The following is a 25,026-nucleotide window of genomic DNA, read 5'->3' on the forward strand; positions in this document are numbered from 1 at the left end:
CCATGCTGGGTATAGTGAAGCGCGTTTTCTTCCCCTTCCCCCGGAGACACCATGAGCTACGAAAACATCGAAGTGCGGACCGAAGCAGGCAAGGTCGGCATCATCACCCTCAACCGCCCGAAGGCCCTGAATGCGCTCAACGACGCGCTCATGACCGAGCTGGGCCAGGCCCTGAAGGCCTTCGATGCGGACGACGCCATCGGCTGCATCATCCTCACGGGCAGCGAGCGCGCCTTCGCGGCCGGCGCAGACATCGCAGCGATGGCCAAGTACAGCTTCATCGACACCTACAAAGGCGACTACATCACGCGCAACTGGGAAACCATCCGCTCGATCCGCAAGCCGGTGATCGGCGCGGTGGCCGGCTTCGCGCTGGGCGGCGGCTGCGAGCTGGCGATGATGTGCGACTTCATCATCGCGGCCGACAACGCGAAGTTCGGCCAGCCCGAAATCAAGATCGGCGTGATCCCCGGCGCCGGGGGCACGCAGCGCCTGCCACGCGCAGTGGGCAAGAGCAAGGCCATGGACATGGTGCTCACGGCCCGCATGATGGACGCCGCCGAAGCCGAGCGCGCCGGCCTCGTGAGCCGCGTGGTGCCTTTCGAAAAGCTCGCCGACGAGGCGCTGGGCGCGGCGCTGATCATCTGCGGCTACTCGCAGATCTCGGTGATGGCGGCGAAGGAATCGGTCAACCGCGCCTTCGAAAGCGGCCTGAGCGACGGCGTGATGTTCGAGCGCCGACTGTTCCATGCGCTGTTCGCCACCGTCGACCAGAAGGAAGGCATGGACGCCTTCCTCAACAAGCGCGCGCCGGATTTCAAGAACGCCTGATCTGATCAGCGCGTAAGCAGCGAGCGCAGCGCATCGAGCGCTTGCGCTGGTGGCGTGCCGACGAGAGCCGCGCCGCCGGGCTGCGATGTCCAGCGCACCTGGCCGCCGGCGATTTCCAGCACGGCGACCAGCGCATTGCCTCGGTACAGCTCGAGCCGCGCCTCGACCGGTGCGGCGAGCGGTTCGTCGGGCGACGTGGCCGAACGCGCCACGGTGCTCACGAGCGCCGGCAGGCCTTCGATGTCGCCGCGCTCGTGGCGCACGCTGGCGCCTGAACGCGTGAAGTTGAAGGACGTCCATCGCTCCAGCGCGGAGAAAGACGCTGCCGCGCTCCGAGGCCTTGTCATGGCCTTGGCGGCAGCGCCCGGCGCGGTCGAACGCAGTCCGCCGGAAACCTCGGCGCTGGCGCTGTCCTGGTTCGCGGGTGCGGCGGCTGGCGGCGGTGGCGCTGCCGGCGCGGGCGCTCCTGCTGCATAAGCGCTTCGCCGTTCGTTTTCCACGGAGGCTTCGCGGCGTTCATCGCGCAAGACGGGTGCGGGTGCGGATTGCTCGGCCACGATGGCAGGCGGTGTCGAAGGTGTGACCGGCTCGGCGGGCGCGACGGGCGCAGGAGCCGCCTGCTTGAGAGATGGCTTCGGCGCAGCACGCTGGAGGGCATCTGCGCTCGCCGCATCGGCCGCCTTTTTCGAGGAAGAAGAATCGCGCGGGGCCGGGGCCTTGGCGCGTTGCTCCGCGGCAGGCGCTGCGGGGGCTTGCGCAACGACTGGTGGCGGCGCGGCGGCGGCTGCCGGCGCTTCGGCTGGAGGCGCGGCCTCCGCGGACGCTTGCGCCGGAGCCGTTGCAGGCGGCGCCACCGGCGCCGGCGCTTGCGCAGTCGCCCCGCCCACGCGGGCTTCACCATCGAGTCGCGCATCGGGCACAGGCTCGCGATGCCACAGCACCGCCACGAAACCAGCCACCAGCACCGTCGCGAAAGCCGCGTTCCACGGCATGCGCGCACGCGGCTCACCGCCACCGCCGAAGAGGCGTCGCCACCACGGCGCGGCGCTCGCGCTGTTGGCGGCAGGGCTCGCTGTCACCGGCGCCTCGGCAAGGTTGTGCGCCATCTTCAGGACCGCGTCGCGCGTGCGCGGATCGGGCCTGGCATCACTGTCGGGCGCATGGTCCAGCGCGCGGCGCAGCGCGGGGTCGCGCAGATCGCCGTTGTTGTCGTCGTCGAACTTGGTGTTGTTGCCACTCATGCCCGTTGCTCCAGCACCGACAGATAGCGCTCCATGCACCCGCGCAGTTTTTGCAAGCCATAGCGCAGGCGGCTGCGCACGGTCTCGAAACCGATCTCCAGGCTCGAGGCCAGCGCCTCGACGGTCAGGCCGTCTTCATGGTGCAGCAGGAACGCGGCGCGCTGATCGGCCGGCAGTTCGTCGAGGCAAGCCAGCAGGCGACGGCCCGCGGCACGCCAGAACGCCAGCTCTTCGGCCGACGGGTGCGCCGCCGCATCGACGGCCCCGCGCACGCCGCGGTCGAGCGTGGGCACGGGTTCGCTGTCGTCGTCCGGGTGCGCATCGAGCGTCACTTCGCGCCCGCTCACGCGCAGCCGGTCCATCGCCAGGTTGTGCGCAATGGTGAAGGCCCAGGTGCGCCACGTCGCGCCCTGCGGCGAAAAGCTGTCGCGCGCCGAGATGATCCGCACCCAGGTGTCCTGGAATACCTCGTCGGCCTGCGCCACGAGCCGCGCGCCCAGCAGCCGCTTGACGAAGCGGAACAGTCCGCCTTCGTGGCGCGCGTAGAGCACGTCGAACGCGGCGGCGTCACCCTGCGCGTAGGCCAGCATCAACTGGTCGTCGGGCATGGCCTGGCGCTCGGGGGCGTTCTTGGCGGAAGGGGCGCGGGGAAGCGCGGACATCGAAGGATTTTCACCCCAGCTTGTACGGGCGGCGGACCGCACCGGGGTTCGGGGCGGCAAAAAAAGTCGGCGAGCTCAACCCCGCTGGCGGTGGTCGGCCGTATCAGCCTGCACTCAACCACCCGGAGTGCTTCCATGACCCAAGCTTTCGTTCCCAGGTTTCGCCGCCCGCTCGTCGTACTGCTGTGCGCCCAACTGCTCCTGACCGCCTGCGGCGCCACCGAGCCCCCTGCCCTTTCCAGTGCCACGCGCTGGCCCACGCCCGCGCCCGACAGCCGCCTGCAAGTGGCGCAGACGGTGCCGAACTTCGAGGCACCGTCCGCCACGCACTGCGCGAGGCCGGTCCAGACCTACGAGACACCGGGCATGGCGCGCGTCGCACGCGACCGGCGCGAGCTTGCGGACACCGACGCGATGAAGGACTACAGCCTGCGCCGGCCCGGCTCGCCGTCGGTCTCGGCCGCGAAATCAATGCCGGCACCCGCCGCCGAGCCCCTTGCCAGCGCCATCGCTGAAGCTGCTGCGCCGGCCGCGCCCGCAGCGCCGCGCATAAGCGGCGGCCTTCAGCCACCAGCCCAGGCCCCGCGCCCCGCCAACGAACCCGTCACCGCCGGCATGGTCGACGACAACGCCGACTTCAGCGAATACCTGGCCTTCCGCGGTCGCACGCAGGTCGTCCACCGCGAGCGCGACATCAGCGCGCGCTACCTCCTCCAGGTGCGCGACGCCCGCGGTGCGGTCGTGCCCGATGCCGAAGTGGCGGTGCAGGCCGCGAACGGCGCCGCCATGTGGGCCCGCACCGATGCGGGCGGGCGCGCCTGGCTGCATCCGAACGCATTCGACAAGGCGCAGAGCCCGGTGTACGAAGTGACCGTGCGCAGGAACGGCCGCCAGAGCACCGCCTTCCTGCAGCGCGGCCAGAAGAACGCCGTCGACGTCGTGCTCGACGGCAAGCCCGGCGCCGTGCCCGCGCGCGCCAGGCTCGACCTGGTCTTCCTGATCGACGCCACCGGCTCGATGGACGACGAGATCGCCAAGCTCAAGACCACCCTGCGCACCATCGCCGACCAGGTCGCCAAACTGCCGAGCCGCCCCGACACCTGTTTCGGCCTGGTGGCGTATCGCGACCGCTCTGACGAATTTCTCGTGCGCCGCCACGACTTCACCAACGACCTCAACGCCTTCCAGGGCGTGCTCGATGCGCTGCGTGCTGCAGGCGGCGGCGACTACCCCGAGGCGATGAACGAGGCCCTGAACGAAACCATCCACAAGATGAGCTGGCGCGGCAACGGCACCACGCGCCTCGTGGTGCTGCTGGCCGATGCGCCGCCGCACCTCGACTACGGCGGCCCGCAGTACGACGACGACATGGTCGCCGCGCTGGGCAAGGGCATCAAGGTGTTGAGCGTGGGCGCATCGGGGCTCGACAAGCAGGGCGAATACATCCAGCGCCAGATCGCGCAATACACCGGCGGGCGCTTCGTGTTCCTGACCTACAAGGAAGCGACGAACCCGGCGAGCGGCCCGGGAACGCAGACCGTGCATGACGTCGGCAACTACTCGGTGCAGACGCTGGACAAGCTGATCGTGCGGCTCGTTTCCGAAGAATTGGGCAAGTTGCCCGCGGGTGGTTGAACTGGGCCCTCAGCCTGGGCTATAATTTTGGGCTCGGTGCAAATCAGCACTGACGGCTCTTTAGCTCAGTCGGTTAGAGCGATGGAATCATAATCCACAGGTCCGCGGTTCGAGTCCGTGAAGAGCCACCAACAAAACGAAAAAGCCTTGTGAGTCAACGACTTACAAGGCTTTTTTCTTTGCCGGGCATGCTGACCGATAATCCGCGCCGATGCTCGCGCCTTCCCTCGCCACACCAAACCCGCCCGCCGCCCGCGCGGGCTTGCGGCGTCCGGGCGTGGGCCTGATCCGCTGGGTGCTGCTGTGGTTCGCGCTGTCGCTTGGCGTGGCCATCGCGTCTCCAGTCGTGCATCCGCAGACCGTGGAACTGGTCTGCTCGAACGCCGGTTCGGTGAAAGCCATCGTGCACACCGACGACGGCGCGCAAGAGCTGGGCGCGGGCCACATGGACTGCCCGCTGTGCGTGCTCAACGGCGCTCCACCCGCAACGACGCCAACTGTCGAGTTGCCCGCGCTCATGCCGCTGGCCCGCGCAGTCCAGCCGATTCCGTCCGCGCACGTCGCCGCGGTCACCGCTGCGCCCTTGCCGGCGCGCGGGCCTCCTTCGCTCTCCTGACGCTTCTTCAGTTCTTGCGCGCGTGATGCGGCCGCCTCGGTCGAGGCTCGCTCGTCGCGTGCGTTCCTGCAATGAATTCGTCGGCACACGCACCCGTGCCGAAGAGAGCTTTTTCAATGATCCACACACCCCATCCAACAAGGCGATTCCTGCTGCTGTCCGCCGGCAGCCTCGCCGCGCTCACGACCCTCGCAGCCTGCGACAAGGTGCTGCCCGCCAGCTTCAACGGCGTCGACATCACCGGCGCCAGATACGCGCAGGATTTCCGTTTGACCGACGCGGACGGCCATGAACGCACACTGGCCGACTTCAAGGGCAAGGCAGTGATGATGTTCTTCGGCTTCACCCAGTGCCCCGACGTGTGCCCCACAGCACTCGTGCGCGCGGCAGAGACGAAGCGGCTGCTCGGTGCAGACGGCGAGCGCCTTCAGGTGATCTTCGTCACCGTCGACCCCGAGCGCGATCTGCCTGTCGTGCTCAAGGCCTACACGCAGGCCTTCGACCCCAGCTTCATAGGCCTCTATGGCGACATGCAGCGAACCAGCGAGACCGCGAAAGACTTCAAGGTGTTCTACAAGAAAGTGCCCACGGGCTCCTCGTACACCATGGACCACTCGGCCTTCAGCTACGTGTTCGACCCGAAGGGAAAGATCCGCCTCGTGCTGCGCCACGAACAGAGCGCGGAAGAATGCGCGCAAGACCTCCGCCAGATTCTTCAGACCGCATCCGCCTGACTTCCATCGTTTCAACCTCAGGAGATTTCATCCATGAAAAACCCCATCGCACGCACCCTCCTCATCGCCATCGCCACATTGCTCGCCGCACACGCGCACGCCCAGGTCACCATCAAGGACGCGTGGGTGCGCGCCACCGTGCCGCAGCAGAAGGCCACCGGCGCGTTCATGCAGCTCAGCGCCGCGAAAGACACCAAACTGGTCTCGGCCAGTTCGCCCGTCACGCCCATCGTTGAGGTGCACGAAATGGCCATGCAGGACAACGTGATGCGCATGCGCCAGATCCCTGCGCTCGACCTGCCCGCCGGCAAGACCGTCGAGCTCAAGCCCGGCGGCTATCACGTGATGCTGCTCGACCTCAAGCAGCAGGTGAAGGAAGGCGACACCGTGCCGCTCACGCTGGTTTTCGAAGGCAAGGACGGCAAGCGCGAATCGGTCGAGGTGAAGGCACCGGTGCGGGCGCTCAATGCCTCTGCGCAACCCGCGGGGCACGGTAGCCACAAGCACTGAGGAGCGAACGCGTCGAGGGTCGGCCGCGCCAACGCAGCCGATCCTGAAACCCCAGAACCCGGCCAGAGGAAATACCCTGTTTCGGTGATGGCGCTCGACCGGCCGTCCTACAAGAATTGTTGACAAATATTCACAATTCACACCCTTCTCGACCAACACCCTCGCGGGCTGGATTGGTCCGGGGCGCATGAGTTGTCCAGGAAGTCGGGGGCGTTCTTGCTGCCCCTGCTTTGGCTGGACGGCATGACGCGGCATGAGGGCCGAGGGATACGTAGACAGGGGATCTTCGGTGCCGCTCAGTTACCTTCTTCATTTGGAGCATGCTCGCCTGCCAATGCACGTGACGGACGCGCAGGACGTGCGACGCGTTTCCGTCCTGAAAGCAACCGGCCTGATCGAAGCCGCCATCGACCCGGCTTTCGACACCGGGGGCAGCTACAGGCTGGCGCAGGCGGCGCTGGTGGTCTGCATCACCGACGAGGGGCACGCCGAGATCGACAACCTGCGCGGTCGCAACGCCAGCAACACCGACGCACCACCGAAGCCGGCACGCACGGGCATCGAACCGCTGCACTACCTGCGCATGATCGAGCGTTCGACATTCCCGCTTCGCGTGGACGACGCGCAGGAGATCAACTGCATCGAGGCGCTGAAGCAGGCCGGGTTCGTCGATGCCGCGATCAGCCCGGTGCTGGCGTGGAAGGACAGCCGCGAGCCGCAGGAGCTGGCGGTGATCCGGCGCATCACGCCGTTCGGGCGGGCTCAGCTGGCGCGGGGCACCAGCTAGTTTCGCGGTGTCTAGTTTTCGGAGGGAGTCGACGCCGGCTGCCCCTCCTGTTTGTATACATACGCGCCCACCCTATGCCTTTCGGCCTCCCCCATCGAAGGGCTGCCTATTCAACAGGCAACGTGATGGGAAGCCACGCCAATCCTCGCTTCGCCTCTGCGCCTCCACCCACAACTCACAGAGTTGTCCACAGAAAAATCTAACAAGTCATCAAACCGTCAAACAGATGTCGTCGCAACGTAACCTTTGAACTGCTCGCGCAGCTTGGTCTTCAGCAGCTTGCCGGTGGCTGTATGCGGCAGCGTGTCGACGAAGACCACGTCTTCCGGTAGCCACCACTTCACGACGCGCTGCGCGAGGAAAGTGAGCAGTTCCTCGCGCGTGACTTCGGCGCCAGCACGCTTCACCACGATGAGCAGCGGACGCTCCTGCCACTTCGGATGTGCGATGCCGATCACCGCCGCTTCGGCCACGGCCGGGTGCATGCTCGCGGCGTTTTCCAGGTCGATGGAAGAAATCCATTCGCCGCCCGACTTGATGACGTCCTTCGCGCGATCGACCAGTTGCACGTAGCCGTCTTCGTCGATGTTGGCGACGTCACCGGTCGGAAAGAAACCCTCGGCGTCGAGCACCGGGCCGCCCTCGCTCTTGAAATAGCCGCTCGCAATCCACGGGCCGCGCACGTGCAAATGGCCGAAGGCCTTGCCGTCGTGCGGCAGGCGCTGGCCGTCCTCGCCGACGATCTTCAGCTCCACGCCCCACACGCCGCGGCCCTGGCGCATCTTCACGCGCATCTGCTCTTCTTTCGGCATCGACAAATGCTTGGGCAGCAGGTTGCCGATCACGCCGATGGGGCTGGTCTCGGTCATGCCCCAGCCCTGCACGAAGTCGGCGCCGAAGTCGCTCTCGAAGCGTTCGATCATGCTGCGCGGCGTGGCCGCACCACCCACGCCGATGCGCTTCAGGCCGATGGCGCGCGTGTCGATTTCGGGGTGCGCGTCGAAGTACTGGAACAGCATGAGCCAGATGGTCGGCACGGCCTGCGAGAAGCCGACCTTCTCGTCGCGCATCAGCTCGTACAGGCTCTGGCCGTCCATATGCGGGCCGGGCATGACGAGCTTCATGCCGGTCATCGCGGCCGCATACGGCATGCCCCATGCGTTGGCGTGGAACATGGGCACTGCGAGCAGCAGCGTCATCTGCGAGTTGGCGCCGAAGGTGTCGGGCGCGCATTCCATCAGCGAGTGCAGCACGGTCGAGCGGTGCGAATACAGCACGCCCTTCGGGTTGCCGGTGGTGCCCGAGGTGTAGCAAAGCGACGAGGCGGTGCGTTCGTCGAACTCGGGCCAGGAGTAGGTCTCACTCTGCGCGCCGATGAGCTCGTCGTAGCACAGCAGGTTGGGCACGTCGATGGCGGGCATGTGGGCGCGGTCGGTCATCGCGATGAAGGCGCGCACCGACTTCAGGCCGGGCGCGAGCTTCTCGACCAGCGGAGCGAAGTTGGCATCGAAGAACAGCACCTTGTCTTCGGCGTGGTTGACGATGTAGTCGACCTGCTCCGGAAAGAGCCGCGGGTTCACCGTGTGCAGCACCGCGCCAGAACCCGACACGCCGAAGTACAGCGCCAGGTGGCGATAAGTGTTCCACGCGAGCGTGCCCACGCGGTCGCCGGGTTCGATGCCGAGCGTCGTCAGCGCGTTGGCCACCTGCTTGGCGCGGCGCTGTATCTCCGCGTAGTTGGTGCGATGCACCGGCCCCTCCACCGTGCGACCCACGACTTCGGCATGCGGGTGGAAGGTGGCTGCGTGATCGATGAGCGACGAGATCAGCAGCGGGCGGTCTTGCATCAATCCGAACATGTTTTTGTCTCCTGTACGCTGAGGCGATGCTAGGCAGCCGCCACTCAGCGCCGCATCGTCGGAACGGACGATTGAGGTCGCTCGAGGGTTGCCCCTAGCATGGCCTTTCAAGAGGACTTTTGCATGAACGTTCAGGACGCAATCGCCACCCGCCGCTCGGTGCGCGACTTTCTCGACACGCCGGTGCCCGGCGACGTCATCCGCCGCGTCGTCGAGCAGGCGCTGCGCGCGCCTTCCGGCGGCAACCTGCAGCCATGGCATCTGCATGTGGTGGGCGGAGAAAAACTCGCCGAGCTCAAGGCGATCATGCGCACGCGCGTGCAGGAGGCGCCCACCGGCGAAGGCAGCGAGTACGACATCTACCCGCGCGAGCTTGCAGCGCCGTATCGCGACCGCCGCTTCGCCGTGGGCGAGGCAATGTATGCGCGCCTGGGCATTCCGCGCGAAGACAAGGCCGCGCGCCGCGAATGGTTTGCGCGCAACTACCAGTTCTTCGGCGCGCCGCTCGCGCTTTTCTGCAGCGTCGACCGCCGCATGGGCCCGCCGCAGTGGTCCGACCTGGGGATGATGCTGCAGAACGTGATGCTGCTGCTGCGCGGCGAAGGGCTCGACAGCTGCCCGCAGGAGTGCTGGGCGATCTACCCGCAGACCATCGGCCAGTTCATCGCCCTGCCGCCCGAGCGCATGCTGTTCACGGGCATGTCCATCGGCTATGCGGACCGCAGCCGGCCGCTCGATGCGCTGGTGACCGAGCGCGCACCGCTGGCCGAGGTGGCCGAGTTCGTCGGCATCTGAATCCACCGGAGGGAACGGATCGTGCTTGATGATGCGGCATGCTCATCGCACAGATCTCCGACCCCCACATCCGCCCCGCCGGCCAGCTCTACCAGGGCGTGGCCGACTCGAACCGCATGTTCGAGGAAGCCATCGACCACCTGCACGCGCTCGACCGCAAGCCCGACCTGGTGCTGCTGACCGGCGACCTCGTCGACGACGGCCGGCCCGATGAATACGCACAGGTGCGGCACCTGCTCGCGAAGCTGACGATTCCGTACCTCGTGATTCCCGGCAACCACGATCACCGCGAGAACTTTCGTGCAGCCTTCGCGGACCATGCGTACCTGCCGGCCGAAGGCGCGCTGCACTACTGCCTCGACGACCATGCGGTGCGCATCGTGGCGCTGGACTCGTGCATTCCCGGGCTTCACCATGGCGGCATCGATGCGCAAGGATTGGCGTGGCTGCAGCGCACGCTCGAAACCGACCGAATCAAGCCAACGCTGCTGATGCTGCATCACCCGCCCTTCATGAGCGGCATTCCCTACATGGATACGTACCGCTACATGGACACGGCGCCGCTCGAAGCCATCGTGCGCAGCGCCTCCAACATCGAGCTGGTGCTGTGCGGCCACGTGCACCGCACCATGCTGCGGCGCTGGGCAGGCACGGTCGTGTGTTCATGCCCGAGCAGCACGACCGAGATCGCGCTGCAGCTGGCCGCCGACGCGGCGCCGGCCTCCTTCATGGGCCGGCCCGGCTGCATGCTGCACCTGTGGAACGAAGCGCACGGCATGGTGAGCCATGTGAGCCACATCGGGAAGATGCAAGGGCCTTATCCGTTTGCGTGAGGCTGAAGCTCAGCATCTCTTCAGGCAGAGCGGACAGAATCCGGCAAATCGACGAGGAGACGTGATGCAAAAGCAGCCCTACTGGTTTCCCGCCAAGCGCTACGGCTGGGGCTGGGGCCTGCCCAACTGCTGGCAAGGCTGGGCGGTGATGGCCGTGTACGGCCTGCTGGTGGTGACGGCTGTGTTGTCCATCCGCCCCGAACGGGAACCCCTGCTGTTTTTCGCGGCCCTCATGGGGCTGACCATCGCGCTCGTCGCCGTCTGCTGGATCAAGGGCGAGCCACCGCGCTGGCGCTGGGGCGAAAAGTAGTCGACGGCCATCCAGTCATGCCACAGGAACGCACTCTCCTCTACACCGGACACGAGTTCACGGTCGAGCACGTGCGCGCCCACGCGCACCAGGGGCCTGACTGGAGCAGCCCCTACACGCTGGAATCGCGGCGCATCATCTTCCCGGTGGGCCGCACGGTGCTCGATGTGCGCACAGGCGACGGCACCTGGCTGGTCGACGGGCTCACCGCCATGCAGTTCTGCGACGCCCTGGTCTATCAGTTGCGGCCGGTGATGCATGCAGCTCGACACAGCATGGTCATCAGCCGGCATCGGCCGTCTCACACCGATGCGGCACCTGTGTTCTGCCTGCTTTCACCACGGTCGCTGTACCGGGTTCACGCGGCGCAGCGGCAACTGCGTGCAGGCGATGCAGGTGCGGATGCCATCACTGCATTGGTCGATGAACTCGGCATGTCGCGCCGGCAGTTGCCGCTGACGGGCGCGGTCATGCGCGCAAAGCGGCTGCTCGCAGAAACCGCCGACGGGGAGGCGAAGCTCCCGATGCACGAAGTGGCCGACGCGGTCTCGCGCTCGCCATTCCATCTGGCACGCAGCTTCCGGCAGCAGACTGGCCTGAGCCTGCATCAGTACCGCCAGCACCTGCGGCTCGCAGCAGCCATGGAGCGGCTCGTCGATGGAGACAGCAACCTCGCGGGCATCGCGCACGACCTCGGCTATTGCAGCCAGAGCCACCTGGGCGCGGTGTTCCGCCGCGAGGTGGGCGTGACGCTGGGCGAAGCCCGCCGCGTGCTGGCCGGCAGCGCACGAATTTGATAGCCGCCGCGCGGCGCGGTCGCGAGACTCGCCGCGATGATGGATCGCAACCTTTCTGCAGGCCTGCTCGCCGCGCTGGCCGCAGCCTTCATCGGCAGCGCCTGGCAACTCGTCTCGCGCCACGGCGTGACCACCACGCTCGGGCCGATGGAGCTGGCGCTGATGCGCTACGGCATTCCGGCGCTGCTGCTCGCGCCGCTGTGGTTCGGCAGCAAGCGCATCGCGCCGAAGGCCTCGCCGCTGGTGCTCGCGCTGCTCGTCATCGGCGGCGGCCTGCCCTTCGGACTGCTGGTGCTGGCCGGCGCGCAATGGGCGCCTGCGAGCCACATGGGCATCTTCATGGCGGGCAGCCTGCCGCTCTTCACCGCCATCGGCGCATGGCTTCACAAGAGGCAGAAGGTCGAGGGCCTCAGGCTTGTCGGGCTGGCCTGCATTGCCATCGGCATGGCACTGTTCGCTGCGGGGAGCTTTCGCGGCGGCTCGCTCGACTGGCGCGGCGATCTGCTCTTTCTTGCGGCGGCCATGCTGTGGGCCGTGCATTCGCTCGCGTTCGCGCACTGCGGGCTCACGCCGTGGCAAGGCGCGGCGTTCGTGAACGGGTGGTCGGCGCTGATGCTGTTGCCTGTGATGTCGATCGCCGGCGCACCGCGGCGGCTGCTCAGCGCTCCATGGCCCGATGTCGCGCTGCAGGCCACGACGCAAAGTGTGGGTGCAGGAGTGCTTGGGCTGGTGGTCTACATGGTGGCCGTCGCACGGCTCGGCGCGCCGCGCGCGTCGCTGTCGGCGGCGCTGGTGCCAGTGCTGACCACGCTGGGCGCGGCGGCCTGGATGAACGAATCGATCACCGGTGCGGTGCTGCTGGCCCTGGCGCTGGTGGTGCCGGGGATCGTGCTGGCGAGCGGTGCGGTGCGGCGCTGACAACAACCCTCAGGCAGCCGCAATCACCTGATCCCGCCCCATTGCCTTCGCGCGATACAGCGCCGCATCAGCCAGCGCCAGCACATCGTCGACGCCAATGCTGCCCGTGCCACTCTCGCTGGCCGCCACGCCGATGCTCACCGCCATCGAGCCGACAGCGGCCATCGGCGAATCGGCCGGGAACGGTTCGTCGATGTTCTGCTTGAGGCGCGCGGCGATATCCATCGCCTCGGCCTTGCCCACGTCGGGCAGCAGCACCACGAATTCTTCGCCGCCGTAGCGCCCGAGCAGGCCCTTGTCGCCGATGGCGCGCTGCATGCGGCCGACGGCCTCGCGCAGCACTGCGTCGCCCATCTGGTGGCCGAAGCGGTCGTTGATGTCCTTGAAGTGGTCCAGGTCCACCATCAGCAGCGCCATGCGCCGGCGGCCCGAGGCGAACACGGTGCCGCATGCATCCAGCACCGCGCGCCGGTTGAGCGCGCCGGTGAGCGGGTCGCGCGTGGCCAGGTATTCGAATTCGGTGTGCACCCGGTCGGTGGCCATGAGGATGACGGCGATGGATAGCAGCAGCACGGTGAACGAGTACATGCTGATGTAGAGCGACTGGATCCATGTGCCGTCCATCAGGCTGCTGCCAGCCAGCCCCGCCACTACCGACACGAAGCGCAGGCCGGCCACCAGCGCCTGCGCCAGCAGCAGCCCGATCATCAGCCGCTTGCCGAACACCCCGCCCTCGTGGCGCATGTACAGCTGGGCGTGGAAGAAGAACAGCGCCGACACCGCCAGGGTAATGAGCAGCAGGCGGGTCTCGAAGTCGGGCTTCACGCTGCTGAACCAGAACATGGCCAGCGCCAGGCAGCCGTTCAGCAACGTCCAGCCCCGGGTGTCGCGGCGCCCGAGCAAGAATTTCTGGCTGCCCGCGTAGTACAGGATGCAGGCCTGGTACAGCACGAAGTTGGCGACGACGATCGTGAGGAAGTCCGGAAAGAAGCCGCGCGCCGCAAACAGCATGGTGCTCACGAACGCCATGAGCGGCGCCTGGGACCACTCGTCCAGCCCCTGGATGGTGGCCGGATAGCTGCGCCGCATGAAGAACACCACCAGCGCCATCACAACGCCCATGAGCCCCGCAAGAATGATGACGGAGCGAGGATCGAGGATGGCTGGCAGGGCGCCCATGGGGCCCGATTATGTTGGCATCGCCGATCCGGGCGCCCCACAGCGCGGGCGCGCCGCGCTCAGAGCCGCTCGACGATGGTCACGTTGGCCATGCCGCCGCCTTCGCACATGGTCTGCAGGCCGTAGCGCTTGCCGCGCTGGCCGAGCGCGTGGACCAGCGTGGTCATCAGCTTGGTGCCCGAGGCGCCCAGCGGATGGCCCAGCGCGATCGCGCCGCCGTTCACGTTCAGCCGGGCCGGGTCGGCGCCCAGCGCCTGCAGCCAGGCCAGCGGCACCGGTGCGAAGGCCTCGTTGACTTCGTACAGGTCGATGTCCTCGATCTTCATGCCCGCCTTCTTCAGCGCGCGCTGCGTGGCGGGCAGCGGTGCCTCCAGCATGATCACCGGGTCGTGCCCCATCACGCTCATGTGGTGGATGCGCGCGAGCGGCTTCACGCCCAGCGTCTTCAGGCCGCGCTCGTTCACCACCATCAGGCCGCTCGCGCCGTCGCAGATCTGGCTGGCGGTGGCGGCGGTGCAGCGCCCACCTTCGGCAATGAGCTTGACGGCCGCAATGCTCTCCAGCGTGGCGTCGTAGCGGATGCCCTCGTCGGTGGTGTGCAGCTCGCCGGGCTCGGTGCCGTCGGCCATGCGCACCGCAATCGGCACGATCTCGCGCTCGAAAAGGCCGGCCTGGGTGGCGGCAATGGCGCGCCTGTGGCTTTCGAATGCGTAGCGGTCGAGCTCGTCTTTCTCGATGCCGTAGTTCCTGGCGATCATCTCGGCGCCTGTGAACTGGCTGAACTGGATGTCGGGGTAGCGTTGTGCCATGAGCGGGCTCACGTAGAAGCCCAGGCCGTTCTTCAGCGGCAGCGTGCTGGGCATGCCCATCGGCACGCGCGTCATGCTTTCCACGCCGGCGGCGATGACGATGTCCATGCTGCCCGACATCACGGCCTGCGCCGCGAAATGCAGCGCCTGCTGCGACGAGCCGCACTGGCGGTCGACCGAAGTGGCCGGCACGGATTCAGGCAGCTTCGACGCCAGCACCGCGTTGCGCGCGATGTTGGAAGACTGCTCGCCGGCCTGGTCGACGCAGCCCATGATGACGTCTTCGACCAGTGCCGGGTCGGCGTCGGTGCGCTCCACCAGGGCGTTGAGCACCTGCGCGGCGAGATCGGCCGGGTGCCAGCCGGCAAGGCGGCCGTTGCGGCGGCCTCCGGCGGTACGTGCGGCGGCGACGATGAATGCTTCGGGCATGGGGAATTCTCCAATGGGGTCTGGGGTTTGGAGAATTGTTGGCCCCGTGCCGCGGCGCAGCGTCGTCGGAACGGACGATTTTGGACTCTCGCTTTCCGTCCCCTACTTCGCGGGGAGTGACGCCGAGGTCGGAATCCAGACCTCGACGGTGCGATTGCTCGGCTTGAGTCGGGGGGACAGCTGCTCCACGAGCCAATTGGGATAGCCCACCTCGCGAAGCAGCGCGTAGGCACAACCGATCGACGCCTTGTCGTGATAGCGCACCGTGGGCTGGCTCACCTGCCTCGGCGGCGGGAGGTTGTTCTTGCGCGCCGACTCCGTGACGTCTTCGATCGGCGGCACGCTGGCGCCTATTTGCTGCCAACGCTCACGATAGGTACGTACGCTGTCTCTCTGGCTGCCGTCGTAAATCTGGATGTAGACCCTCTCGCCCTTGCAGGACTCGCTCCTCGCGGCCTCGCTGCGAGGCGTCGCGGCGGGAGCGACTGGCGCTGGTGGTGCAACAGAAGGCGACGATGCGGCAGATGCGGGCGACGACGCAGCTGGTGCTGGTGGAATCGCGGCAGGAGAAACCGCCGGCGGCGGGGCCCCGGCTGGCGTCGCCTCTACCTTGGGACATGCGCGTCGCGCGCCAAGGTCGTTCGACTCCGGCGCTCCTGCATCCTTCCCGGACAGCGAAGCGCTTTGATCGTCGGCCTCTCCGTAATCAGCCAGATACCGATTGCGGGCTTTGAGCAATTCGGCGCGGAATGGACTGCAAAGGTGCATGCCATCGAGCGGCGCCACGGCCGAATAGTCATAGCCCCAATAGCGCGGCAGCGGCTCCTTGGAGGTCTTGCCCGGCTCCTGCTTGAGGCAGACGGCAAGCCTGCTCTGCGCCTCCGGATGCTCTGCCTCCACAAGCCCCTTGCAAGCGCGAGAAAAGACATAGGGCACCACCTTGCGGCACTCGCTGAGGGTGTCGGCGTAGATGCGCCTGGCCAGCTCGGAGCGCTTGAACCAGTCCACCTCGCCAGCCGGGCACAGCGTATCCGCAGTCTTGAGAAGTTCGCTGGCCAGCGCCTCGAGCTGGGGAGCGACCTGCGTCGGCCTGGCATTCGCAGGAAGAGCCGCGGGCAGCTTGCTCCAGAGATCGCTCAGTTCATCGAGCGCCTTGCGCTCCCTGTCCACGCGGCTGGCGCTCCCCACCTTCACACTGTCGATCGCCTGCCACGCGGACACACCCAGCGTCGCCGCCGCGCCCAGCCCGATCGACGCGCCCACCGCCGTGGCGCCCACGCTGCCGATGATGCGTCCGCGCGCCGTTTTTTCGTCGCCGTTCAGCGCAGCGCCCGACAGGGCCACCGAGCAGTCGTCCGGCACGAAATGCGCCGGCTCGTTCTTGACGCAGTCCGCGCGCAGAGCCTCGATGAATGCCGGGCTCAGGTCCTGCGCCAGGACCTGCCCGAGCCGGAAGTAGCTCTCCCATTGCGCTTCCGAGAAGAACTGGTCGGCGGTCGTTTCCTGGGGAAAGGTTGGCGCTGCCCGCTTGAAGTTCTGAAGATCGATGGGCAGGCCCTTGCACATGTTCGGCTTGACGATCAGCAGGATTCCGCGCTCCCGCTTCAGCTTCGGCCCCACCTCCACAACCCCGTCCCTGTCGGAGTAATTGATCCGGGCCACCGCCAGGCAGGCATTGCTCGCGTTCGAGGCCAGCTCCTGCAGCGAGCCGAATGCGTGCAGCGCACCGTAGAAGCCCGGGGGCTCCGACGCCAGCCCGCGCGGAACCTCGCCCGGCAGTGCCCGCCGGGGCCGCAGGAACTCGATGTCGGCCTGCAAGTCGATGCGTGCCTTGCGCACCAGGTTTTCGACATCGCCGAAGGTGTAGTCGGGGTCGGCTCCGCAATCCACCACGACGATGACTTCCGCGCGTTCCGAGAGCAACGCGTAGGCGCCGGTGTTCTCGAAATGCCCGCCATCGGTCATGAACCAGTCGCGGCCTTCCTTGCCCTCGAAGATCGCCAGCGTCTCGCGCATCAGGCCCCACGACTTGGTCAGGAAATCCGACCAATGCTTCTTGTCTTTCTCCGGCTGGCGCCACCAGTAGCCCAGCCGCACGCCCGCGAACACGAGCAGCGCAGCCACTCCGCCACGCGTGAGCTTGCCCAGGCCCGGTGCCACGGCGGCCCCCGACACCGCCATCCAGCTGCCGAGCGTCATCGGCGTGTCGCTGCCTTTCAGCTCTTTCCACTCTTCCTGCCCCACCCGCATGAAGCCGCCCGACGCCACGGTCAACGACAGGCCACGGCGGTCCTGGTTGAAGAGCTGCCCCCTCGGGTCCTTGGTCTGGTTGAGGCACACATTGAGCAGGTGGACCGGTCCTCCAGGGGCCTGCGGCTTGTAGTGCGCAAGATCGGCGTCATCGTCCGCAACGATCGTGTTGACCGAAGCGGTGTCCAGGTTTGGCGGGAACACGGCCGGCACGGAGTCCAACGCCCCCAGGACCCCGTACGCGCCCTGCGCCGAAGGTTGGCCGAAACGCTGCGCGTTGGCCGCACCCAGATAGCTGCGGATCAGCCGTGCCCGGTAGAAGGCATGCAGCGACGAGAGGTTCAGGAACGCCGGCGTCTTGCCCGTGCACCAGAGATAGCTCACGACCGGCACCAGCAGCAGCCCCCAGATGCGCCATGCATCGGAAAAAGCCAGGTCCTGGCGCGGCACGAACAGCCCGCCCAGCACGGCCTTGTACACCAGCGACACCCACCACGCGAACAGCAGGAAGGCCAGCAAATAGCCCAGCAGATGCGCAATGGCCATGAGGGCCTTCGACGTCGACCGCCCCGGCACCAGGTTCGACGCCAGCGGCAGCACCGCACGCAACACTGCCGCTGCCATCGCGAGATAAATGCCCGCGCTCGCCAGCCCGATCTGCTGGAACGCCACATGCCATGCGAGCCGATCGGCCAGACCGACCGCCAGCACGACGATCAGCACGCGAAAACTGAAGGCGAGCTTGTTCGTCAGGAGGTTGCGCGCCTTGTCGGACTGCGGCTGGTGCGTGCCGCGGTCTTCGGACTCCGTCAACACGCCGTCCGCCAGGCGCACGGCAAAGAACCAGACGGCGATCAGCACGCCGAAACCGCTCCAGAGAAAGTTCCTGAGATCGTCGCCGGTCTCGCTGCGGACATCTCCGAATGTCAGGCCCAGCCCGAGCAGCAGGGCACTCGCGACCAGCACGCCCAGGCAGATCCTCCAGACGCCGCCTTGCTGGCGCGTGGCCTCCACCCACGGCACGGCCCAATAAGCCGACGCATGGACCAGCACGAACACTCCGACCACCGGCAGCGCCAGCCAGACCACCGGGGTCCACGACGGCAGCCACTCGGCCAGCCACTGGAAGTAGCCCGCGATGCCGGGCAGGTACCCCACTTCCGCCATGCCCCACCAGGCCACCAGATTCAGCGCTGCAAGCGCGAGCCCCGCCAGCACGGACACCAGGCCCAGCTCCACGTGCACGCCGAGCAGGTTGCGCAGGTACAGCGCCACCGCGAAGGTGCGGTCGAGCGGCCCGCGCGGAATCAGGTAGCGACCGTTGGCGCGCAGCCACCAGATGAACCAGCTCGACCCTGCCTTGCCGACTTCGTCCTGGATGCGATCGAGATCCGCGCGATTGCGCGCCCTGCTGAAGAGCCGCCCGAGCATGGAGGCGGCATAGCCGCCGCCCGACACCGAGGACATCAGGTCGAAGCGCAGCAGCGCCCCTCGCCGCGCGAGCGCGCTGAAGACGCCGAGGCAGAAAGTTGCGCTGCGGATGCCACCACCCGAAAGCGCAAGCCCCCACTTCCGGGTCGAACCTGTCAAAGCGGGATCGCCCAGCGCGTCGCGTCGCTTGGCCACCTCTTCGTCGATAGCGCTCATCGAATTCCCCTCCAGTGGCACCTGGTACGGCCGATGCATCGCCCGGCCATGCTGCCTCTGGCTGCGAATTCAATCGGAAGGTGCGCGCCTGCACATCCCCCATAAGAGGTATGTCCGTGCGCGAGCGTGCGGAGGGTCGAACCGCTCAGCGCGGCGCCATGCGGATAGCGCCGTCGAGCCTCACGCTTTCGCCGTTGAAATACCCGTTGGTGATCATCAGCTCCGCCAGCGTCGCGTACTCCGCCGGGTTGCCCAGCCGCTTCGGAAACGGCACCGACGCCGCCAGTGCGGCCTTCACGTTGTCGGGCGCGCCCTGCAGCAGCGGCGTGTCGAAGATGCCCGGCAGGATGGTGTTCACGCGGATGCCCTCGCTCATGAGGTCGCGCGCGATCGGCAGCGTCATGCCGACGATGCCGGCCTTCGATGCGGTGTAGGCGGCCTGCCCCATCTGGCCGTCCTGCGCGGCCACCGAGGCGGTGTTGACGATGGCGCCGCGCTCGCCGTCCTGCAGCATGTCGAGCGTGAGCATGCCGGCCGCCGACTTGGCAATGCAGCGGAAGGTGCCGACCAGGTTGATCTGGATGATGCGGTCGAAATTCGCGAGCGGAAAGTGCTTGATCTCGCCGGTGGCCTTGTCGCGGCTCGCGGTCTTCACCGCATTGCCGGTGCCGGCGCAGTTGACGAGCACGCGCTCCTGCCCGTGCGCCGCGCGCGCTTTGGCGAACGCCGCATCGACCTGTTCTTCGGATGTGACGTCGACCTTGCAGAAGACGCCGCCCAGCTCTTTGGCCAAGGCTTCGCCCTGCTCGGCGTTGAGATCGAACAGCGCGACCTTCACGCCGTGGCTGGCAAGGCGGCGCGCGGTGGCGGCGCCGAGCCCCGAGGCGCCGCCGGTGACGACGGCTGCAATGCTGGAATCGAGTTGCATCTGCTGGTGTCCTTGAGGTGTCTTGACGGGTTTGTCCACAGCCAGTTTAGGAAGCAGAATCAGCCGCACACATCGTCGGAAACGACGGGATTTCAGCAGCACCGCATGCAGTCCCCCACACCCCGGATTCTCGAAACCAAGCTCAACCCCCCGGCCTTCGTCGCCACGCAGGTGCTGCGCACCGCGATCAGCGAGGAGATCGCCTCGGCAGCCGTGAAGCTGGTGCTCGTACGGGCGCCGGCCGGCTTCGGCAAGACGACAGCCATGGCGCAGATTCGCGAGCGCATGGAGGCGCAGGGCATTGCCACCGCGTGGCTCACGCTGGACCGCGCCGACAACGACGTCTCGCGCTTTCTCGCATGCCTGGCCGAGGCCGTGCAGCGCCTGGGTGTGGAAGAGCCGCTCGCCAATGCGCCCTTCGATGCTGTGGCTGCGCTGGCCGCCCACGACTCGCCCTTCACGCTGTTTCTCGACGACTTCGAAAGAGTGCAGGAGCCGGCCGTGCTGGGGCTGGTGCGCGAGATCATCGAGCACCTGCCGCGACGCGGGCAGATCGTGATCGGCTCGCGCAGCCTGCCCGACCTGGGCCTGGGGCGGCTGCGCGCGCGCGGCCAGCTGATGGAGATCGACACCGACCGCCTGCGCTTCAGTCTCGAAGAAACCAGCGCCTTCTTCAGCCTGCGCCAGGCGCAGGCAACCCAGGCGTTGCCGGCCGACATGCTGTCGCAGCTGTACCGCAAGACCGAAGGCTGGGTGGCCGCGATCTGGCTCGCGTCGATGGCGCTGGAGCGGCATGGCACCACGAGCGGTTTTGTCGAACGCTTTTCAGGCTCAGACCGCGCCGTGGCCGACTACCTGGCCGAAGACGTGCTCGCGCACCAGCCGCAGGAGATACGCGACTTCCTGCTGCGCACCAGCATCCTGCGGCAGCTCGATGCGTCGGTGTGCCAGGCGCTGTGCCCGCGCGTGGACTGCGCGGCCATTCTCGAACGGCTGGCCGCGTCGAACCTGTTCGTCACGCCCGTGAGCGGCGACGGCGATGCATGGCGCTATCACAGCCTGTTTGCCGACTTCCTGCGCGCGCAGCTGGCGCGCGAGCAGCCCGGCGAGCTGGAGCGCCTGCACCTCGCGGCGGCGGGCTGGTACGAAGCGCACGACCGCCCCGTGCCCGCCATCGACCATGCCATCGAGGGAGGCGACCATCCGTATGCGCTGACCCTGCTCGACAGCTACGCGGCGCAGTTCCTCGAACAGGGCCGCATGCGCATGCTGGCGCGCTGGTTCTCGGCGATACCCGAGCATCAGCTGCGCGAACACCCGTTCCTGCAGCCCATCTCGCTGTGGGCCACCTGCTTCACCCATGGCCCGTGGGACGCGATGCGGCAGTTGGAGCAGTCGGGCTGCCTCGACAGCCCCATTGCCGAAGTGCGCGCCAGCGCCCACACGCTGGTGCCCCTGCTGCTGGCCATGCAGGACCGGCACGACGAGGCCTACGAGGCCGGCCGGCCGAGCCTGGCGCGCCTGCCGACCGGCCTGGCCTTTGCCGACAGCGTGCTGCTCAACGCCATGTCCCACATCCTGGCCGTGCGCGGCGACCAGCAGGAAGCGCGGCGCCTGCTCGACGTGGCTCGGCGCGAGCAGGGCAACAGCACCTTCAACCGCATGTATACCGAGTCGCTGGCCGGCCTGTTCGACCTGCACGAAGGCCGCCTGCGGCAGGCCACCGCGCGGCTGCGCATGGCGGTCGATTCGACGCATGCGGTGTCCTACAACCACAGCCACGGCAATGCATGGGCCGGCGTGCTGTACGCGGGCGCCGTGTACGAGACCAACCAGCTCGTGCAGGCCGAGCACCTGCTGAACGTGTACCTGCCGCTGGCGCGCGACGTGGGCCTGCCCGACCACATGATCCTGAGCCACGTGATGCGCTCTCGGCTCGCGTTCCATGCGGGCGACATCGACGCAGCCTTCCAGGCCTTGACCGAGCTCGAATACCTGGGCCACCACCGGCAGTTGCCGCGCGTGGTGGCGGGCGCCAAGCTGGAGCGCTCGCGCATGCTGCTGCTGCAGGGCAACGGGCCCGCATCGCACGACGAACTGCTGCGCGCCGACGACCCCGCGCTGTGGGAGCGCGAACAGCGGCAACGCCTGCCGGCGCACGACCTCGACTATCTCGCGCTGGCCAAGGCACGCTGGGAGATCACCTTCGGCGACGCACGCAGCGCGCTGGGCGTGCTCGACGCGGAGCTGCATGCCGCGCTGGCCTCGGCCCGCAACCGACGCGTGCTCAAGCTCAAGGTGCTGCGCGCGCTGGCGCTGCAGCGCGTGGGCGATGTGGCCGCCGCCGTCGACGAATTCGGCGAAGTGCTGCAGACGGCAAGCCAGGAAGGATTCATGCGGCTGATCCTCGACGAGGGGCCGGCCGTGGGAATGCTGGTGCATCGGTATGCGGCGGCGCAGCATGAGGGCGCGCGCAGCGGCAGCACCAACGACCCGATCCTGGCGGACCATCTGCAGCGGCTGCTGCACGCCGTGGGACCGGCGGCAACAGGCGAAGCGGAAGCGTCGACCGGCGACAACGCCATGAAGGAGCCGCTGACGCGCAAGGAAATCCGCGTGCTGCAGTTGCTGGCCGAGGGCTACTCGAACAACGCAATGGCGGAGAAGCTGTTCGTGTCGGACAGCACGGTGCGCACGCACCTGCGCAACATCAACATGAAGCTGGACGCGAAGAGCCGGACGCAGGCTGTGGCCATTGCACGCAGGCTCGGGGTGATCAGGTAGCAGCCTGCCCGGTCTCAATATAGAACTTAGTGCTTCAGCAGTGACTTCGGCTGTCACGATTACTACGGATTCCGGTGATACCCCGGCCGCCTCGCAATCCCTAGCATCCCTCTCAGGAACCGCGCCTTCCGAACGCTGCGGTACCGCAAGCAACAGAGAGCGACGCAAGCCGAAGCCACCATGCCCAAAGGTATTCCCAACCCCGCCGCCATGTATGGCATCTACCCTCGTGCCTGGGGCTTCGAGGTGTCGATCGTGCGCAACGGCACGCGCTACTACAAGCAGTTCGGCCGCGCCAGCTACGGCGGCGAGGAGCAGGCGCTGCTGCAGGCACAGAACTGGCGCGACGGCGTGGTGCGCAGCGTGCCGCCGGTGCCGCGGCGCACCCGGGCCGAGAAGCTGCGGATCAACAACACCACCGGCGTGTCCGGCGTCTTCTGCCAGGTCGCCTCGGGCGGCAGGGTGCGCGCCTGGGTCGCCAAGACCTATATCGGGCAGGACGAGATCCTGCGCACCGACTTTCCCGTGAACCTGGTGGGCGAGGCCGCGCAGGCGCTGGCCATCGAGGAGCGTGAGCGGCAGCTGGAGCGCATGGCCGGGCTGGCGAAGCTGCATCCGGCCGAGGAAACGATCCGCAAGAGCCCGCCGGCCACCCACTCCGAACTGCTGGCGCCCAAGCGCTCGAAGTCCGAGATCAGGCGCAGCACCAATTCCAGCGGCGTGAGCGGCGTGCATTTCAAGGCGCCCAACCCGGGCCACCCGGGCTACTGGCTCGCCATCACCTACACCGCGGGCAAGGGCAGCGTGAGCAAGGCCTTCTCCATCAAGGAGCACGGGCCAGAGAAGGCCAAGCTGCTGGCCATCGAGGAGCGCGAGCGCCAGCTCGAGCAGAAGCTGATGTCGAACACCGCCCCCGCCAACGACCCGCTCACCATTCCCTTCCGGCAGGGCGCCCAGCAAGGCGCTCGGCAGCACGGCCTGGCCACCGCCGAGGCGAGGCCGCAGCAGTGAAAGGGCCGGCGAAAACGCACGCCTCATCCCCGGCGCTGTGCCCCGCGTTGTCCCGGGCATGACCGCTTCCGCGGAATCGTCATGGCGCTTGGGCCAAAATAGCTGCGAAATGCGCGCGCCGATGAGCGACGAGCGAATCGGGGAGCCCATCAGACTCAGCAAAACTGAGTGCAAAAGCAGCAGCATCACGTCGAGAATGCCCAAAGGTATCCCCAACCCGGCAGCCATGTACGGCATCTACTCCAGGTCCTGGGGTTTCGAGGTTTCCATAGTTCGCAATGGCGTTCGCCATCACAGGCTGTTCGGCAAGGCCAGCTACGGCGGAGCGGAACAGGCCCTGCTCCACGCGCAGGACTGGCGCGACTTCATCGTGCGCAGCGTGCCGCCGCAGGCGCGCCGCGAGCGGGCCGAAAAACACCGCACCAACAACAGCACCGGCGTGACGGGCGTGTTCCACCATCTCGCGCCGGGCGGCCGTGTGCGGGCGTGGATGGCCAAGACCTACATCGCGCCGGACGAAATTCTTCGCACCGACTTCTCCGTCGCGGACCTGGGCGACGACGCGCAGGCGCTGGCGATCCAGGAGCGCGCGCAGCAGCTCAAGCGCATGACGGGGCTGGCGCGCATTCATCCGGCCGAAGAGGCGATCCGCATGGGGCTGTCGGCCCATCCGCCCGGGCCGCGCACGGCCAAGCGCTCCAAATCCGAGATCACCCGGCGCAACAACACCAGCGGCGTGAGCGGCGTGCACTTCAAGACGCCCAATCCCAGCCATCCCGGCTACTGGCTGGCCATTACCTACACCACGGGCAAGGGCAGCGTGAGCAAGGCGTTCTCGGTGAAGGTGCACGGCGCCGAAATGGCCAAGAGCCTGGCCATCGCCGAGCGGACAAGCCAGCTCGCCGAGAAGCTGCGTGCCGAGGAAGAAGCCGCGGCCCAGCCAGCCTCGCAGCGCAAGCCGCGCGCACGGACGGCGGCATCCGGCGCCAAGCGGAACAACGGATGAGGGCCCTGCACGAAACCGGCTTCGCCGAAGCGGCGAAGCCCGAAAGCTGCTGCGTGCGCGGAGCGGCCCGCCCATGACGACGCACAAACAGCTCCACCAGTTGCTGCGCGTGGCCTCGCATCTGCTGGACCAGGCCGCAGCGGATGTGCGGGCCACCGGCCTCGACCCCGTGGACGAGAACATCCAGCGCATCGGCCGCGCGCTGATCGAAGTGATCGAAGTGCAGCGGCAGATCTACGCCGCGCAACCCGAACTGCAGCCCAAGTCGCTGGCCGCGTCGGCGCGCGAGAACGATGCCAACCGGCTCTTCACCCAGTTCACGCTGGAGGCGCTGGAGCTGGAAGACGCGGGCCACACCGACGCGGCGCGCGAGAAATACACGCAGTTCATCGGCCTCTCGCCGTCGTACCCCCACCGCGAGATTGCACGGGCGGAGATCCGGCGGCTGTCCTAGG

22 protein-coding genes and 1 tRNA gene are annotated in these 25,026 nt (G+C 67.4%); 16 read left to right on the top strand and 7 right to left on the bottom strand.

Features of this window, described 5'->3' with window-relative positions:
* The first annotated feature begins 51 nt into the window (after window positions 1-51).
* Window positions 52-831, top strand: coding sequence for an enoyl-CoA hydratase (locus tag ACTG4X_RS30765; RefSeq protein ID WP_093078457.1), 780 nt, complete (start codon window positions 52-54; stop codon window positions 829-831).
* Window positions 832-836: 5 nt separating this feature from the next.
* Here the strand turns inward: ACTG4X_RS30765 and ACTG4X_RS30770 are convergent, their stop codons facing one another.
* A complete protein-coding gene (locus ACTG4X_RS30770; protein ID WP_440532751.1) occupies window positions 837-2,072 on the bottom strand; it encodes a hypothetical protein in 1,236 nt (411 codons plus the stop codon).
* On the bottom strand, window positions 2,069-2,734 hold the full coding sequence (locus ACTG4X_RS30775; protein WP_440532752.1) for a sigma-70 family RNA polymerase sigma factor: 666 nt from the start codon (window positions 2,732-2,734) through the stop codon (window positions 2,069-2,071). The genes ACTG4X_RS30770 and ACTG4X_RS30775 overlap by 4 nt, the downstream gene beginning before the upstream one ends.
* A 135-nt stretch (window positions 2,735-2,869) precedes the next feature.
* Between ACTG4X_RS30775 and ACTG4X_RS30780 the strand changes: the two genes are divergently transcribed.
* From ACTG4X_RS30780 to ACTG4X_RS30805, 6 genes are all read left to right on the top strand, one after another.
* Window positions 2,870-4,369 carry a vWA domain-containing protein gene (locus ACTG4X_RS30780; RefSeq protein ID WP_440532753.1) on the top strand — a complete coding sequence of 500 codons (1,500 nt, stop codon included), beginning with the start codon at window positions 2,870-2,872 and terminating at the stop codon, window positions 4,367-4,369.
* A 54-nt stretch (window positions 4,370-4,423) separates the two neighbouring features.
* Window positions 4,424-4,500 (top strand) — tRNA-Met (locus ACTG4X_RS30785).
* A gap of 80 nt (window positions 4,501-4,580) precedes the next feature.
* On the top strand, window positions 4,581-4,985 hold the full coding sequence (locus ACTG4X_RS30790) for a DUF2946 family protein (protein ID WP_440532754.1): 405 nt from the start codon (window positions 4,581-4,583) through the stop codon (window positions 4,983-4,985).
* Window positions 4,986-5,101: 116 nt separating this feature from the next.
* Window positions 5,102-5,719, top strand: a complete 618-nt coding sequence (locus ACTG4X_RS30795; protein WP_440532755.1) for an SCO family protein — start codon at window positions 5,102-5,104, stop codon at window positions 5,717-5,719.
* 33 nt (window positions 5,720-5,752) lie between these two features.
* Window positions 5,753-6,229 carry a copper chaperone PCu(A)C gene (locus tag ACTG4X_RS30800; RefSeq protein ID WP_093056659.1) on the top strand — a complete coding sequence of 159 codons (477 nt, stop codon included), beginning with the start codon at window positions 5,753-5,755 and terminating at the stop codon, window positions 6,227-6,229.
* A 334-nt stretch (window positions 6,230-6,563) separates the two neighbouring features.
* Window positions 6,564-7,016, top strand: coding sequence for a hypothetical protein (locus ACTG4X_RS30805; protein ID WP_093078448.1), 453 nt, complete (start codon window positions 6,564-6,566; stop codon window positions 7,014-7,016).
* A 218-nt stretch (window positions 7,017-7,234) separates the two neighbouring features.
* On the opposite strand, the gene ACTG4X_RS30810 is transcribed toward ACTG4X_RS30805, so the two are convergent.
* On the bottom strand, window positions 7,235-8,875 hold the full coding sequence (locus ACTG4X_RS30810; protein ID WP_440532756.1) for a 3-(methylthio)propionyl-CoA ligase: 1,641 nt from the start codon (window positions 8,873-8,875) through the stop codon (window positions 7,235-7,237).
* 123 nt (window positions 8,876-8,998) lie between these two features.
* Here ACTG4X_RS30810 and ACTG4X_RS30815 point away from each other — a divergent pair, with 123 nt between their 5' ends.
* From ACTG4X_RS30815 to ACTG4X_RS30835, 5 genes are all read left to right on the top strand, one after another.
* The gene (locus tag ACTG4X_RS30815; RefSeq protein ID WP_440532757.1) at window positions 8,999-9,670 is read left to right on the top strand and encodes a nitroreductase; all 672 of its coding nucleotides are present in this window, start codon (window positions 8,999-9,001) and stop codon (window positions 9,668-9,670) included.
* A 38-nt stretch (window positions 9,671-9,708) separates the two neighbouring features.
* Complete coding sequence (locus tag ACTG4X_RS30820; protein WP_440532758.1) at window positions 9,709-10,503, top strand: phosphodiesterase; 795 nt, start codon at window positions 9,709-9,711, stop codon at window positions 10,501-10,503.
* A 64-nt stretch (window positions 10,504-10,567) separates the two neighbouring features.
* Window positions 10,568-10,813 (top strand): hypothetical protein, encoded by a 246-nt coding sequence (locus ACTG4X_RS30825; protein WP_097197945.1) that lies wholly within the window; start codon window positions 10,568-10,570, stop codon window positions 10,811-10,813.
* A 17-nt stretch (window positions 10,814-10,830) separates the two neighbouring features.
* Window positions 10,831-11,610: a helix-turn-helix domain-containing protein gene (locus tag ACTG4X_RS30830; protein ID WP_440532759.1), complete on the top strand. Its 780-nt coding sequence runs from the start codon at window positions 10,831-10,833 to the stop codon at window positions 11,608-11,610.
* 36 nt (window positions 11,611-11,646) lie between these two features.
* Window positions 11,647-12,528, top strand: a complete 882-nt coding sequence (locus ACTG4X_RS30835; RefSeq protein WP_440532760.1) for a DMT family transporter — start codon at window positions 11,647-11,649, stop codon at window positions 12,526-12,528.
* A gap of 9 nt (window positions 12,529-12,537) precedes the next feature.
* On the opposite strand, the gene ACTG4X_RS30840 is transcribed toward ACTG4X_RS30835, so the two are convergent.
* The 4 genes from ACTG4X_RS30840 to ACTG4X_RS30855 form a co-directional block, all read right to left on the bottom strand.
* A complete protein-coding gene (locus tag ACTG4X_RS30840; RefSeq protein ID WP_440532761.1) occupies window positions 12,538-13,707 on the bottom strand; it encodes a GGDEF domain-containing protein in 1,170 nt (389 codons plus the stop codon).
* Between the two features lie 59 nt (window positions 13,708-13,766).
* Window positions 13,767-14,945: an acetyl-CoA C-acetyltransferase gene (locus tag ACTG4X_RS30845; protein ID WP_093177357.1), complete on the bottom strand. Its 1,179-nt coding sequence runs from the start codon at window positions 14,943-14,945 to the stop codon at window positions 13,767-13,769.
* A gap of 102 nt (window positions 14,946-15,047) precedes the next feature.
* Window positions 15,048-18,842, bottom strand: coding sequence for a patatin-like phospholipase family protein (locus ACTG4X_RS30850; protein ID WP_440532762.1), 3,795 nt, complete (start codon window positions 18,840-18,842; stop codon window positions 15,048-15,050).
* Window positions 18,843-18,987: 145 nt separating this feature from the next.
* The gene (locus ACTG4X_RS30855) at window positions 18,988-19,770 is read right to left on the bottom strand and encodes an SDR family NAD(P)-dependent oxidoreductase (protein WP_093056669.1); all 783 of its coding nucleotides are present in this window, start codon (window positions 19,768-19,770) and stop codon (window positions 18,988-18,990) included.
* Between the two features lie 105 nt (window positions 19,771-19,875).
* Between ACTG4X_RS30855 and ACTG4X_RS30860 the strand changes: the two genes are divergently transcribed.
* The 4 genes from ACTG4X_RS30860 (at window position 19,876) to ACTG4X_RS30875 (ending at window position 25,025) form a co-directional block, all read left to right on the top strand.
* Window positions 19,876-22,554, top strand: coding sequence for a LuxR C-terminal-related transcriptional regulator (locus ACTG4X_RS30860; protein WP_440532763.1), 2,679 nt, complete (start codon window positions 19,876-19,878; stop codon window positions 22,552-22,554).
* 180 nt (window positions 22,555-22,734) lie between these two features.
* Window positions 22,735-23,565, top strand: coding sequence for an AP2 domain-containing protein (locus ACTG4X_RS30865; RefSeq protein ID WP_093177351.1), 831 nt, complete (start codon window positions 22,735-22,737; stop codon window positions 23,563-23,565).
* A gap of 196 nt (window positions 23,566-23,761) precedes the next feature.
* Entirely contained in the window at window positions 23,762-24,571 is an 810-nt protein-coding gene (locus ACTG4X_RS30870; RefSeq protein WP_440532764.1) for an AP2 domain-containing protein, read from the top strand.
* A 73-nt stretch (window positions 24,572-24,644) separates the two neighbouring features.
* Window positions 24,645-25,025, top strand: a complete 381-nt coding sequence (locus ACTG4X_RS30875) for a hypothetical protein (RefSeq protein WP_093056673.1) — start codon at window positions 24,645-24,647, stop codon at window positions 25,023-25,025.
* Window position 25,026 lies beyond the last annotated feature (1 nt).

The organism is Variovorax sp. YR566, from assembly GCF_051992195.1.
Lineage (GTDB): Bacteria > Pseudomonadota > Gammaproteobacteria > Burkholderiales > Burkholderiaceae_C > Variovorax.

Excerpts from the sequence above, each read along its gene's own strand:
- ACTG4X_RS30765 (WP_093078457.1), top strand. The coding sequence starts at position 52 with ATGAGCTACGAAAACATCGAAGTGCGGACCGAAGCAGGCAAGGTCGGC.
- ACTG4X_RS30770 (WP_440532751.1), bottom strand. The coding sequence starts at position 2,072 with ATGAGTGGCAACAACACCAAGTTCGACGACGACAACAACGGCGATCTG.
- ACTG4X_RS30775 (WP_440532752.1), bottom strand. The coding sequence starts at position 2,734 with ATGTCCGCGCTTCCCCGCGCCCCTTCCGCCAAGAACGCCCCCGAGCGC.
- ACTG4X_RS30780 (WP_440532753.1), top strand. The coding sequence starts at position 2,870 with ATGACCCAAGCTTTCGTTCCCAGGTTTCGCCGCCCGCTCGTCGTACTG.
- ACTG4X_RS30790 (WP_440532754.1), top strand. The coding sequence starts at position 4,581 with ATGCTCGCGCCTTCCCTCGCCACACCAAACCCGCCCGCCGCCCGCGCG.
- ACTG4X_RS30795 (WP_440532755.1), top strand. The coding sequence starts at position 5,102 with ATGATCCACACACCCCATCCAACAAGGCGATTCCTGCTGCTGTCCGCC.
- ACTG4X_RS30800 (WP_093056659.1), top strand. The coding sequence starts at position 5,753 with ATGAAAAACCCCATCGCACGCACCCTCCTCATCGCCATCGCCACATTG.
- ACTG4X_RS30805 (WP_093078448.1), top strand. The coding sequence starts at position 6,564 with ATGCACGTGACGGACGCGCAGGACGTGCGACGCGTTTCCGTCCTGAAA.
- ACTG4X_RS30810 (WP_440532756.1), bottom strand. The coding sequence starts at position 8,875 with ATGTTCGGATTGATGCAAGACCGCCCGCTGCTGATCTCGTCGCTCATC.
- ACTG4X_RS30815 (WP_440532757.1), top strand. The coding sequence starts at position 8,999 with ATGAACGTTCAGGACGCAATCGCCACCCGCCGCTCGGTGCGCGACTTT.
- ACTG4X_RS30820 (WP_440532758.1), top strand. The coding sequence starts at position 9,709 with ATGCTCATCGCACAGATCTCCGACCCCCACATCCGCCCCGCCGGCCAG.
- ACTG4X_RS30825 (WP_097197945.1), top strand. The coding sequence starts at position 10,568 with ATGCAAAAGCAGCCCTACTGGTTTCCCGCCAAGCGCTACGGCTGGGGC.
- ACTG4X_RS30830 (WP_440532759.1), top strand. The coding sequence starts at position 10,831 with ATGCCACAGGAACGCACTCTCCTCTACACCGGACACGAGTTCACGGTC.
- ACTG4X_RS30835 (WP_440532760.1), top strand. The coding sequence starts at position 11,647 with ATGATGGATCGCAACCTTTCTGCAGGCCTGCTCGCCGCGCTGGCCGCA.
- ACTG4X_RS30840 (WP_440532761.1), bottom strand. The coding sequence starts at position 13,707 with ATGGGCGCCCTGCCAGCCATCCTCGATCCTCGCTCCGTCATCATTCTT.
- ACTG4X_RS30845 (WP_093177357.1), bottom strand. The coding sequence starts at position 14,945 with ATGCCCGAAGCATTCATCGTCGCCGCCGCACGTACCGCCGGAGGCCGC.
- ACTG4X_RS30850 (WP_440532762.1), bottom strand. The coding sequence starts at position 18,842 with ATGAGCGCTATCGACGAAGAGGTGGCCAAGCGACGCGACGCGCTGGGC.
- ACTG4X_RS30855 (WP_093056669.1), bottom strand. The coding sequence starts at position 19,770 with ATGCAACTCGATTCCAGCATTGCAGCCGTCGTCACCGGCGGCGCCTCG.
- ACTG4X_RS30860 (WP_440532763.1), top strand. The coding sequence starts at position 19,876 with ATGCAGTCCCCCACACCCCGGATTCTCGAAACCAAGCTCAACCCCCCG.
- ACTG4X_RS30865 (WP_093177351.1), top strand. The coding sequence starts at position 22,735 with ATGCCCAAAGGTATTCCCAACCCCGCCGCCATGTATGGCATCTACCCT.
- ACTG4X_RS30870 (WP_440532764.1), top strand. The coding sequence starts at position 23,762 with ATGCCCAAAGGTATCCCCAACCCGGCAGCCATGTACGGCATCTACTCC.
- ACTG4X_RS30875 (WP_093056673.1), top strand. The coding sequence starts at position 24,645 with ATGACGACGCACAAACAGCTCCACCAGTTGCTGCGCGTGGCCTCGCAT.